Source organism: Streptomyces sp. NPDC001544, assembly GCF_042894285.1.
GTDB lineage: Bacteria > Actinomycetota > Actinomycetes > Streptomycetales > Streptomycetaceae > Streptomyces.
Window position 1 is genome coordinate 192,803 of the sequence record NZ_JBIAVN010000015.1, and the last position, 11,323, is coordinate 204,125.

13 protein-coding genes and 1 pseudogene are annotated in these 11,323 nt (G+C 71.1%); 7 read left to right on the plus strand and 7 right to left on the minus strand.

Translation table 11 applies throughout. The features are described from left to right. Positions 1–83: 83 nt before the first annotated feature. Both ACFY0F_RS30625 and hemC read left to right on the plus strand, forming a co-directional pair. The gene (locus tag ACFY0F_RS30625) at positions 84–860 is read left to right on the plus strand and encodes an NPP1 family protein (protein WP_388801329.1); all 777 of its coding nucleotides are present in this window, start codon (positions 84–86) and stop codon (positions 858–860) included. A 151-nt stretch (positions 861–1,011) separates the two neighbouring features. After that, on the plus strand, positions 1,012–1,947 hold the full coding sequence (gene hemC / locus ACFY0F_RS30630; protein WP_388801332.1) for a hydroxymethylbilane synthase: 936 nt from the start codon (positions 1,012–1,014) through the stop codon (positions 1,945–1,947). An 18-nt stretch (positions 1,948–1,965) separates the two neighbouring features. Here hemC and ACFY0F_RS30635 read toward each other — a convergent pair whose 3' ends face one another. From ACFY0F_RS30635 to ACFY0F_RS30650, 4 genes are all read right to left on the minus strand, one after another. Then, positions 1,966–2,499, minus strand: a complete 534-nt coding sequence (locus ACFY0F_RS30635; protein WP_388801381.1) for a hypothetical protein — start codon at positions 2,497–2,499, stop codon at positions 1,966–1,968. A 190-nt stretch (positions 2,500–2,689) separates the two neighbouring features. Next, positions 2,690–3,550, minus strand: coding sequence for an ABC transporter permease (locus ACFY0F_RS30640; RefSeq protein WP_388801335.1), 861 nt, complete (start codon positions 3,548–3,550; stop codon positions 2,690–2,692). Beyond that, on the minus strand, positions 3,510–4,397 hold the full coding sequence (locus tag ACFY0F_RS30645; protein ID WP_388801338.1) for an ATP-binding cassette domain-containing protein: 888 nt from the start codon (positions 4,395–4,397) through the stop codon (positions 3,510–3,512). The genes ACFY0F_RS30640 and ACFY0F_RS30645 overlap by 41 nt, the downstream gene beginning before the upstream one ends. Further along, positions 4,394–4,849: a MarR family winged helix-turn-helix transcriptional regulator gene (locus ACFY0F_RS30650; protein ID WP_388801341.1), complete on the minus strand. Its 456-nt coding sequence runs from the start codon at positions 4,847–4,849 to the stop codon at positions 4,394–4,396. The genes ACFY0F_RS30645 and ACFY0F_RS30650 overlap by 4 nt, the downstream gene beginning before the upstream one ends. A 253-nt stretch (positions 4,850–5,102) precedes the next feature. Between ACFY0F_RS30650 and ACFY0F_RS30655 the strand changes: the two genes are divergently transcribed. Continuing rightward, complete coding sequence (locus tag ACFY0F_RS30655) at positions 5,103–5,894, plus strand: RNA polymerase sigma factor SigF (protein WP_388801343.1); 792 nt, start codon at positions 5,103–5,105, stop codon at positions 5,892–5,894. A 42-nt stretch (positions 5,895–5,936) separates the two neighbouring features. Here the strand turns inward: ACFY0F_RS30655 and ACFY0F_RS30660 are convergent, their stop codons facing one another. Further along, the gene (locus ACFY0F_RS30660) at positions 5,937–6,269 is read right to left on the minus strand and encodes an ANTAR domain-containing protein (RefSeq protein ID WP_388801346.1); all 333 of its coding nucleotides are present in this window, start codon (positions 6,267–6,269) and stop codon (positions 5,937–5,939) included. A gap of 219 nt (positions 6,270–6,488) precedes the next feature. Between ACFY0F_RS30660 and ACFY0F_RS30665 the strand changes: the two genes are divergently transcribed. Together ACFY0F_RS30665 and ACFY0F_RS30670 are read left to right on the plus strand one after the other, a co-directional pair. Then, positions 6,489–7,301 (plus strand): VOC family protein, encoded by an 813-nt coding sequence (locus tag ACFY0F_RS30665; protein WP_388801349.1) that lies wholly within the window; start codon positions 6,489–6,491, stop codon positions 7,299–7,301. A gap of 271 nt (positions 7,302–7,572) precedes the next feature. Further along, positions 7,573–7,827 (plus strand): annotated as a pseudogene (locus tag ACFY0F_RS30670) (alpha/beta fold hydrolase); the annotation flags it as partial. 10 nt (positions 7,828–7,837) lie between these two features. Here ACFY0F_RS30670 and glgX read toward each other — a convergent pair. Further along, positions 7,838–9,982, minus strand: coding sequence for a glycogen debranching protein GlgX (gene glgX, locus ACFY0F_RS30675; RefSeq protein WP_388801352.1), 2,145 nt, complete (start codon positions 9,980–9,982; stop codon positions 7,838–7,840). Next, positions 9,979–10,482 carry a pep a2 gene (locus ACFY0F_RS30680; protein WP_388801354.1) on the minus strand — a complete coding sequence of 168 codons (504 nt, stop codon included), beginning with the start codon at positions 10,480–10,482 and terminating at the stop codon, positions 9,979–9,981. Before ACFY0F_RS30680 ends, glgX begins: the two co-directional genes overlap by 4 nt. Positions 10,483–10,781: 299 nt before the next feature. Between ACFY0F_RS30680 and ACFY0F_RS30685 the strand changes: the two genes are divergently transcribed. Then, positions 10,782–11,081 carry a DUF5133 domain-containing protein gene (locus tag ACFY0F_RS30685; RefSeq protein ID WP_388801357.1) on the plus strand — a complete coding sequence of 100 codons (300 nt, stop codon included), beginning with the start codon at positions 10,782–10,784 and terminating at the stop codon, positions 11,079–11,081. Between the two features lie 69 nt (positions 11,082–11,150). Continuing rightward, positions 11,151–11,323 (plus strand): maltotransferase domain-containing protein (locus ACFY0F_RS30690; protein ID WP_388801384.1); only part of this gene is annotated, 173 nt, incomplete at its 3' end.

Sequence of the window (11,323 nt, forward strand, 5' to 3'; positions counted from 1 at the left end):
CGGTGACGCCCGACCCTCTTGGCAGGGACACGTCGAGCATGGATGCTGAACCGCCCTGACACGCAACCCCGTTGGAGGAGCCAGTGTCGTCACGGACGTTCCGCCCCAGGCCCCGGAGATGGCTCACCGGACTCGCCGGTGCCGCCGCCCTCGTCGTCGCCTTCCCCACCGCCGCCTTCGCCGCTCCGCCGCGGGCGCTGCCGGCCAACGCCGAAACCGCGGAAGTCACGTACCAGCCGGCCTTCGACTACGACACCGACGGCTGCTATCCGACGCCCGCCATCGGGCCGGACGGCACGGTCAACGGCGGTCTGAAGCCGACGGGCGCCCTCAACGGCAACTGCCACGACGCCTCCGACCTGGACAACACCAACAGCTACTCGCGCTACAGGTGCGACAACGGCTGGTGCGCCTATATGTACGGACTGTACTTCGAGAAGGACCAGGCGCTGCCGGGCAGCGGCATCGGCGGCCACCGGCACGACTGGGAGCACGTCGTGGTGTGGGTGCGGGACGGCCGGGTCCAGTACATGTCGACCTCCAACCACGGCTCGTTCACCGTGCACGCGGTCTCCGAGGTCCGTTTCGAGGGCACCCACCCGAAGGTCGTCTACCACAAGGACGGCATCCGCACCCACTGCTTCCGCCTGGCGAACGGCAACGACGAGCCGCCGGAGAACCACAAGCACACCTGGCAGTACCCGCCCCTGGTCGGCTGGAACGGCTACCCGGCGGGTCTGCGCGAGAAGTTGAGCGCGTACGACTTCGGCAGCGCGCATTTCGGCCTGAAGGACGACAGTTTCGCCTCGCACCTGTCGAAGGCGATGCCGTCCGGCATCACGTTCGACCCGGGCGTCTGACGTTCCCGGGCGAACTCTGTGGCGGCCCGCCGGCCGGAGCTCCACACGTGCACGGCCCGGCGCTCGAGCGAGGGCCGGGTTCCGCCGCAGCCCGGCGGTCACGCGCCGGCCGGCGGCACGGGAGGGCCGGCGCACCCACTATCGTGTCCCCATGGCCGTCCCGGAACTCATCCGTATCGTCTCCCGCGACTCTCCGATGGCACTCGCCCAAGTGGAGCGGGTCCGCGCCGAGTTGGCCGCCCTCCATCCGGGGGTGCGCACCGAGGTCGTACCGGTGAGGACGACCGGGGACAAGTGGCTCGGCGACCTGTCCGCGGTCGAGGGCAAGGGCGCGTTCACCAAGGAGGTGGACGCCGCCCTGCTGGCCGGCGAGGCGGACCTGGCGGTGCACTGCGTCAAGGACGTGCCGGCCGACCGGCCGCTGCCCGCCGGGACGGTGTTCGCGGCGTTCCTGAAACGGGACGACATCCGTGACGCGCTCGTCCACCCGGACGGACTCACCCTCGGCGAACTGCCGCCGGGCACCCGTGTCGGTACGTCAGCGGTACGCCGGATCGCCCAGCTCGCCGCCACCCACCCGCACCTGCAGTGCGTGCCGTTCCGCGGCAACGCCAACCGCCGCCTGGAGAAACTCGCGGTCGGCGAGGCCGACGCGCTGCTGCTGGCGCTCTCCGGGCTGGAGCGGATCGGTCGGCGGGACGTGGTCACCGAGGTGCTGTCCGAGGAGACGATGATGCCGCCGATCGGCGCGGGCATCCTCGCCCTGCAGTGCCGCGAGGACGACACCGAGCTGATCGACGCCGTCAGCGGACTGGGCGACCCGGACACCCACCGCGAGGCCACCGCGGAGCGCATGTTCCTGCATGTCCTGCAAGGGCACTGCAACAGCCCGATCGCCGGATACGCACGCGTCGAGCACGGCGGCGAACTGTCCCTGCGTGCCTGCGTGTTCACCCCTGACGGCAAGACCCGGCTGAACGCCCACGAGTGGGCGGGCCGGCTCGACCCGGCCACTCTCGGCACGTCGGTCGCGGTGGCCCTGCTGCGACAGGGCGCCCGGGAGATCATCGACGGCATTCCGCACTGACCCCGCGAACCGTGGCCGTCAGGCGGTGGTGGTGCCCGGATCTCCCTGGTCGCGCAGATAGGTGCTGACCTGGTGGGCCAGGCTGCCCGGTCCGGCGGCCGCGGCGGCACCGGCGCCGACATGCCCCTCGTGCACGCCGATGCCGCCCGCCCACAGTCGGCGCTCGGTCCACTCCTCGTCGACCCGCAGCTGGATCTGGACGTCCACCTGGGCCAGGGCGGCCTCGGGACCCGCCGCGTACAGCACGGCGGTGGCGCGGCGCAGCGGGTAGACGTCGAAGCCCTCGATGAACTGGGAGTTGCGCCAGTCGATGAAGGCGCCCTCCCCGTCGGGGCCGAGGCGGACGTCGATCTGGCCGTCCTCCAGGTGCACGAGGAAGTGCTGGGCACCCCGGTTCTCGACGGTCACCCGGAGACGGAAATAGGTCAGCCCGGCGGCGGCGTCGTCCCGTCCGCGCGGTGGCTCCGCCGCCTCCAGGCTGTGGACGCGGACCCGCAGACCGGCATGCTCCTCGTACTCCTGCCAGTCCCCGACCACGTTCGGCTCGTACACAATGCCCCTCTCGACCTCCAAGGCCTGCTTCCTATCTGTGCGCTCAGTGCACTGTCAAATGAGCAGAATGCGCTGTGGCCAGGGGATTCGCCCGCTTTGATCGACGATCAAGCCGTGCCCAGCGGATATCCGGCCGAGGGGCTCGCCGACGGGTGCGGAGCGCGTGCCGCACATCACGTCGGCGGCGAGATCAGCGGGCCAGCCGGCCCAGCAGCGAGGAGGCCGCGGCGATGCCCAGGACGGCCGCCACCGCCAGGACTCCGAAATCTGCGGCGAGGTGCGCGGGCGTGCCGAGCAGGAGGCCGCGCAGGGCGTCGACCTGGTGGCTCAGCGGGTTGACCTTGCTGACCGCCTGGAGCCAGCCCGGCATCACGGAGACCGGGTACAGCGCGTTGGAGCCGAAGAACAGCGGCATGGTGATGGCCTGGCCGATGCCCATCAGGCGGTCGCGGCTGAGCACGATGCCCGCGATGGTCATCGACAGGCAGGAGAAGAACACGGAGGCGAGGACGACGGCCGCCGCGACGCCCAGCAGCTTCAGCGGGTTCCAGGTGAGGGACACGCCGAGCACGGCGGCGATGACGATGACGACGACGGCCTGGATCAGCGACTTCACGCCGGCCGCGAAGGCCTTGCCGGTGATCAGCGCCGAGCGCGGGGTCGGGGTGACGAGGAGTTTGTTGAGGATGCCGGCGTCCCGCTCCCAGATGATCTGGATGCCGTAGAAGATGGCGATGAACATCGCGGACTGGGCGATGATGCCGGGCGCCAGGTAGTCGATGTAGGGGATGCCGCCGGTGGGTATCGCCCGGATCCGGGTGAAGGTCTGACCGAAGATCAGCAGCCACAGGGCGGGCTGCACCGCGCGGGTGTACACCTCGGTGCGGTCGTGGCGCAGCTTCTGCAGTTCGACGGCGCACATCGCGACGACCCGGGCGGGCAGCAGCCGCCAGCCCGCGCGGGGCTGGGGCGGCCGCAGCAGCAGGGGCGTGCCGTCCTCGGCGGCGCGGTCAGCCGACTCGGTTCGCGGTGCGGCGGGTGCTTCGGACATCACGGAAACCTCCTGACTGGTCGTCGAGGCCGCTGCCGGCGACATCGCGGAAGACGTCCTCCAGCGTGGGCGGCTCCTCCGCGGCCGGCGTGCCCGCCGCACGGCGCCGCTCGCCGAGTCCCCGCCGCAGTTCGGCCGGGGTGCCGAGGGCGCGGACGCGGCCGCGGTGCATCAGGGCGACCCGGTCGCAGTACTGGTCGGCCTCGTCCATGTAGTGGGTGGTGACCAGGACCGTCATGCCGGTGGCCGCGCGCACGGCGTCGATGTGCTCCCAGACTCCCGTTCGGGCGATCGGGTCCAGGCCGATCGTCGGCTCGTCCAGGATCAGCAGGCGCGGGGCGCTGACCAGTGCCTGGGCCAGCTCCAGGCGGCGGACCATCCCCCCGGAGTAGGTCCCGGCCAGCCGGTCGGCGGCGTCGGCGAGGCCGACGGCGGCCAGCGCCTGGTCGACCCGGGCGGCACGCTCCCGGCGGGAGACGTCGAAGACCCTGGCGAAGAGGGCGACGTTCTCGCGTCCGGTGAGCCCACTGTCGGCGGACAGCTGCTGGGGGACGTATCCGAGCAGCCGGCGGACGGCCATGCGGTCCCTGGCAGCGTCGTGACCGAAGACCCTGACCTTGCCGGGCGGGACCGGCAGGAGGGTGGTGATGCAGCGGATGGCGGTGGTCTTGCCGGCACCGTTGGGCCCGAGCAGCCCGAAGACCTCGCCCTCGCGCACCACCAGGTCGAGCCCGTCGACCGCGTTGGTGCCCCCGAAGGCGTAGGCGAGGCCCGTACAGGTGATCGCGTCGGCCGCCTCGGCCGGTCGGGTGACGGTGTCCGCTTCGGCGGCGGTGTCCCGCGTCATGGTTTCTCGGCCTCCTCGTGCAGGGTGACGGCCAGCTTGCGCAGTGCCGGAAGGGCGGCGCGCAGCGCTTCCCGGTCGGCCTCGTCGAGCCGGGCCACGTGCCGGCCGACGAGGGCGGCCCGCCGCCGCTCCCAGTCGCGCAGCCGGTTCTGTGCCACCTCGGTCAGCCGCAGGCGGGCGGCGCGCCGGTCGGCGGGATCGCTCTCGCGGAGCAGGTGCCCGTCCCTGACCAGCCGGTTCACCAGGGTCGACACCGAGTTGCCCGCCAGATACAGCTCCTTGGCGGCGTCCGAGACGCCGATTCCAGGCCGGGCCTGGACCAGGCGCAGCAGTTCCACCTCGGCGCCGCGCAGCCTTGGCACGGTCAGTCCACTGCGCAGCCGGCGGCGGATCAGCCGCTGCACCCCTACCAGGGCGTCGGCCAGTTCCTCCGCGAAGGTGCCCGATTCCATACTCGGAGATTACCTCTGCTACAGAGGTATCTCGCCCAACCGGAAGTCAAGAGACGGTAACGCGGACAAATCATCCCATGCTATCTGATGACATGATTTGCCCTGAAGCATCCGACTGTGGGAATCTTCACCTATGTGCTTCGGACAGGAGGCACGTCCGAGGGAGCCGGCCCGCCGGACTCCAAGCCTTCGTCCGGCCCGTGCGAGCTCCCATGGTGTCTTCCCACCCGGCACCCGCTGAGGGAGGCGTTCGATGCGCGGCACCAAGAGAACGAAACCCCACCCGCACGACGACGCCCCGGACACCGCCGCGGCGTTCGAGCGGCTCGCGGTGCTGCCCGACGGCCCGGAGCGACAGGCCCTGCGGGACGAGCTGGTGCGGGTCTGGCTGCCGATGGCCGAACGGATCGCCGTGAGGTTCCGCGGCCGCGGCGAGTCCCTGGAAGATCTCTACCAGGTGGCCGCGCTCGGTCTGGTGAAGGCCGTCGACCACTTCGACCCGTCGCGCGGCCGTGCCTTCGAGGCGTACGCCGTGCCGACCGTCACCGGGGAGATCAAGCGGCACTTCCGCGACCACATGTGGACCCTGCACGTGCCCCGCCGGGTGCAGGACCTGCGCAACCGCGTCCGGAGCACCGTGAAGGAACTGGGACAGACGATCCCGGGCCGCTCCCCCACCGTCGGCGAGATCGCCGAACGCGCGCACCTGACCGAGGACGAGGTGCTGACCGGGCTGGAGGCCCTGGAGTGCTTCACGGCGCTCTCCCTGGACGCCGAGATGCCCGGCACGGACGGCTACGCGCTGGGGGACGCCCTGGGCGGGCCGGAGCCCGGCTACGACCTGGTCGTCGACCGCGCCGCGGTCAAGCCCTGTCTGCAGGCGCTGCCGGAACGTGAACGCCTGATCCTCTATCTGCGGTTCTTCCGCGGGATGACGCAGAGCCGGATCGCGCAGCAGCTCGGCATCTCGCAGATGCATGTGTCACGGCTGCTCAGCACCTGCTTCGCGCACCTGCGCGAGGAACTGCTCAGCGATTCCCGCTGATCCGTCCCCGGCTCCCCGTCGTGCCGATCGGGCCCCGCCGTGTCACTCGGGCGGGGAGCCGGGGATCTGCGTCGGGCCGTGCCGGTCGAGGGCGTCCTCGAGTTCGGCCCTGACTTCGGCGGGCATGTCACCCGTTCGGCCCCAGATGAGGACGAGTTCGGCGACGTTGCGCAGCTTGATGTTGGTGTGCTGGGAGACCTCCTTCAGCACCGCCCATCCCTGGTCCGGGGTGATCCGGCCCAGGGCGACCATCATCCCGATCGCCTGGTCCACGACGGCATGCGAGGTGACGGCCTCCTTCAGCTGGTGGACCTCTTCCTGCAAGGCGAAGACGCGGTCCGGTTCGGTCTCGTCCCGGCGGCCGTTCGTGGACATGGTCGCCTCCCTGTGCGCGCGGTACGTGCACGGCTTCGCCTCGCGGCTCTCAGCCCATGAATACACCGCCCCACCGCACTCCGCCACGCGCCGCCCTCGGGCCCGCGATCGTTTCAAGGCCATTCGTACGGGGTACTCCGCAGGCGCCTTCACCGCATCCGGTTGGACACTGGTGGGAGACCGGTGGCTGCCGGTCGCCGAGACCAGGACGCGACTGCCATGAAACACGACATGCCCCTCACCGTCGGTACGACGCATCCGAAAGGCGTCGTCTCCACACACTCCGTGTTCGGTGCCCCCTGCTGGGTGAGTCTGACCAGCCGCGATCTGCGGGCGACCCAGGAGTTCTACGAGGCCGTGCTGGGCTGGCGATGGCGCGACGCCCGGATGGGCGACCACTTCCGTATCGCGCTGGCGGGCGGTGTGCCGGTCGCGGGGATAGCGGCGGTCGCCACCATGTGGCAGATGGCGGTGGCATGGACCCCGTACTTCGCGGTCCCGAACGCGGACGACGCCGCGGCGCGCGCCCGGGAGCGGGGCGGCACCGTGGCCGTGGGCCCGCTGTCCTTCCCGCCCGGACGGGCGGCGCTCCTTGCGGACCGGGACGGCGCCACCTTCGGGATCTGGGAGGGGAAGCTCGTCTCCAACTGGGAGGCCTGGCGGCGGGCGGCACCGACCTTCATCCGGCTGCACACCAGAAACGCCTTCGACTCCGCCATCTTCTACGGCGAGATCCTGGACTGGGCCTCGCAGAGCCCCGGCTGCTGCCAGGTCGAGTACGAGGGGGGCGAGGTGGTGCTGCGCAGTCAGGGCGACGTGGTGGCCCGCATCGACTCGGGCGCGGTGGAGGCCGCCCCCGACCCCTCGGTCCGCCCGCACTGGCAGATCCACTTCACCGTGGAGGACGTGGCCGGGTGCGCGCGGGCGGCGGAGAAGCACGGCGGGAGCGTGCTGCGGGAGGACGTGGACGAGGTCGTCCTGCGTGACCCCGACGGTGCACAGTTCACGGTGACGGCCCGGTCGGAGCGCTGACCCGCCTGGCCCGGCGGGAGCACGGGGGCGCGCCCCAGGTCATGTCGATCAGGTGTCGAGCCGGACGAGTGTGCCGGCCAGGGTGATCGCTGCTCGGTAGCGGCGCCGGTGGACGGCCTTGTCGAAGCCGCACGGCGTTCGCGGCGTCATGCCCGGCCTGTGGACCGGTCGACCCGTTCGGGCCGCCGACGGGGCCGTCCAGAGCGGCCGGAAAAGAGATGTTCTCGCCCCGGCCGGGGCAACGATCGGGCCGGTTCGGCAGGTCCGCGCGCCGCCCCCGAGGGAGCTGTGGGCCGACGTCATGGCCGATCTGTCCGGCCGCTACCGCGTCATCGCGCCGGACCTGCGCGGGTTCGGCGCGAGCAGCCGGGCCGCCTCCGGGTACGACGCGGGCACCCTGGCCGAGGACGCTGCGGCGCTTCTCACCACGCTCGGCGTGTCCTCGGCCGCGGTGGTGGGCATCGACGCGGGCACCGCGCCGGCCTTCCTCCTCGCCCTGCGCCGTCCCGGTCTCGTCCGGCGCCTGGACTGACATCTCACGTGGTGGTGCGGGACGGGCGGGAGAGCAGGACCAGGCTGCGGGGCTCGACCCGAAGGTGCGCGCCCGCCTTGTGCTCCCGTTCGTCGGGGACGCCGTCGGGGTCGGCGGTGTCGATGAGGGTGGTCCAGCCCTCCCCGTAGGTCCGGTCGGGCAGACGGAAGTCCACCGCCTCCCAGTATCCGTTGAGGAGCAGCAGGAACGAGTCGTCGACCACCGGGCGCCCGTACGCGTCCCGTTCGGCGATGGCGTCGCCGTTCAGGAACACGCCGACCGAGTGCGCGTCGGCGCGCTGCCAGTCGCGGTCGGTCATCTCGCGCGCGTCCGGGCGCAGCCAGACGAGGTCGGGCAGCGGCTGCGCCGAGTTGGTGACCGTCTCGCCGCGGAAGAACCGGCGGCGGCGCAGTACGGGGTGCGCGGCGCGCAGCGCGATCATCCGCCGCGTGAACTCCGCGAGTGCGTGCTGCTCGTCCGTGAGCCGCCAGTCGACCCAGGAGACCTCGTTGTCCTGGCAGTAGGCGTTGTTGTTGCCGCGTTGGGTGCGGCCCAGTTCGTCACCGTGGCAGAGCATCGGGATGCCCTGCGACAGCAGCAGCGTGGCCAGCAGGTTGCGCTGCTGGCGGGCGCGCAGCTCCAGTACGGCCAGGTCTGCGGTCTCGCCCTCGGCCCCGCAGTTCCAGGACCGGTTGACGCTCTCACCGTCCTGGTTGTCCTCACCGTTGGCCTCGTTGTGCTTGTCGTTGTACGACACGAGGTCGCGCAGGGTGAAACCGTCGTGCGCGGTGACGAAGTTGACGCTGGCGCGCGGCCGGCGCCGGCTGTGCCCGTAGAGGTCGGAGGAGCCGGTCAGCCGGGAGGCGAACTCGCCGAGGGAGCCGGGCTCGGTTCGCCAGAAGTCCCGTACGGCGTCCCGGTAGGGCCCGTTCCACTCGGACCACAGCGGCGGGAAGTTGCCCACCTGGTAGCCGCCCTCGCCCACGTCCCAGGGCTCGGCGATCAGTTTGACGCGGCTGATAACGGGATCCTGCTGGATGAGGTCGAAGAACGCTGACAGCCGGTCCACCTCGTGGAACTGCCGGGCCAGCGTGGCCGCGAGGTCGAAGCGGAACCCGTCGACGTGCATCTCGGTGACCCAGTACCGCAGCGAGTCCATGATCAGCTGCAGCACGTAGGGGTGCCGCATCAGCAGGCTGTTGCCGGTACCGGTGGTGTCGTAGTAGTGCGCCCAGTCGCCGTCCACGAGCCGGTAGTACGAGGCGTTGTCGATGCCCCGGAAGGACAGGGTGGGGCCCTGCTCGTTGCCCTCGGCGGTGTGGTTGTAGACCACGTCGAGGATCACCTCGAGCCCGGCCTCGTGCAGCGCCTTCACCATCGCCTTGAACTCGTCGACCTGCTGGCCCCGGGTGCCCAGGGCGGCGTAGGCGTTGTGCGGCGCGAAGAAGCCGATGGTGTTGTAGCCCCAGTAGTTGGACAGGCCGCGGTCCTGGAGCACGCCGTCGTGCACGAACTGGTGCACCGGCATCAGCTCGACGGCGGTCACGCCGAGCGAGGTCAGGTGCTCGATCACCGCGGGGTGGGCGAGGCCGGCGTAGGTGCCGCGCAGCCGCTCCGGGACGCCGGGGTGGGTCCTGGTGAGTCCGCGTACATGGGCCTCGTAGATGACGGAGTCGGCGTACGGCCGCCCGGGTGGACGGTCGTCGCCCCAGTCGAAGTGCGGGTCGGTGACCACGCCGAGCATGGAGTGTCCGGCGCTGTCGGCCGGGGAGGGGCCGTCCGGCGCGCGCTCGTAGAGCGAGGCGTGGTTGTCGATCTGCCCGTCGACGGCCCGCGCGTACGGGTCGAGCAGCAGCTTGGCGGGATTGCAGCGGTGGCCGAGATCGGGGTCCCACGGCCCGTGCACCCGGTAGCCGTAGCGCTGTCCGGGGCCGATCCCGGGCAGGTAGCCGTGCCAGACGAAGCCGTCGACCTCGCCCAGCGGAACGGAGGTCTCGGTACCGGCGTCGTCGAGGAGGATCAGGTCGACGCGCTCCGCCACCTCGCTGAACAGGGCGAAGTTGGTGCCCTGCCCGTCGAAGGACGCGCCCAACGGGTAGGGGTGCCCGCTCCATACGGGCACCCCTTTCCGGGATCGACGCGCGGTCACCGGGCCCCCTCCAGCACACCGTCCGCCGAGGCTGCGAGGACGGTCATCGGCAGTTCGCGGGGCACGTTGAGCCCCTCGGTGAGGTTGGGGGCCGGGGCGGTGGGCACCAGCGGGACGCGCTCGCCGGCACGGGCGCGCTGCGAGAACCAGATGATCTTGCTTCCGGTCTCCGACGCGCAGCAGCCCCAGCCGTCGCTCATCGCGGCGATGTGGGCCAGGCAGCTACGCAGGTCCTGGTCCGGGCGGAGGTCGCGGTCGTCGCCGCCGACGGCGGTGATGAGGTGCTGGCCGTTCCACCACATCTCGATCGAGATGTTCTTGTCGGTGGCGTGCTCGTCGATCGCGCGCAGCAGCAGTTCGGTGCCGCTGCGGACGGGCTCCACGAGGTTCTCGAGGTCCCAGTGGCGGAGGTGGGCGGCCAGGATGCGGCTGACCTGTCCGACCCGTTCGGGGCTGACTTCCACGTCGAGGTGGTAGTAGCAGGGCACTGCGGTCTTCATCGTCGCTTGCTCCTCACCGGCGAAGCTCTTGCTCCTTCTCGCGCCGTCCGGCACGGCGCCGGACGCGGAGCGTGAGCACTGATCGCTCCTGAGTCAGATCCACAGTGGGGGCGCTACGCCATTCGTGCAACACGAGCGGTCCCGAGGTAGTTGAAGAGCCAACAAGACGCTCCGTGGTGACGCGTGCACCATGAGTGAAAGCCTCGATCGCCGTAACGGATCCGTGCCTCTCCGTGCCCGGATGCCACCCGACCGTCGGGAAGCGTGCTCAGTCGAGAGCGTCGGAAGGTGAAGGGGCCATGCTGCTACCCGCTAAGGCCGAAGTGGCCCGGCTGTTGCGGCGATACCGGGCGTGGGAACGTCTGATGCTCGCCTCGCCCTCCGACCGCTCCCTACGGGCCGCGTTCGAGGACTCGGGCTACACCCTGTGCGTACTGATGGGAAAGCGCTGCGCCCGGGAGGCCGCGGACGCCGCCGAACGCTATCTGCGCACCACACTCGCCGCCTACCTGCGGGAGCAGGCCGGCAGGCCCCGTGTGCAGGGGCGGGGCCGACGGGCTCCCCCGCCGGACCGGCGGCCAAGGGCGGGAAGGCACTGACTTTCCGGCACCCATCGGATTCCCAGCCGGGCCACGCGCCCGGCTTCGCGCACGGCGGAGGTGACACCCATGAGTTCGACCGAGGCCATCGGCCGCATCCCGGTGCGGGACGTCCGGCCTGCCGTGGAGCGCGGCAGGCACCCGGCGAAGGCGGTCGTCGGCGAGACGTTCGAGATTTCCGCGACCGTGTTCCGTGAGGGTCATGACGCGGTGGCCGCGAATGTGGTGCTGCGGGACCCCGA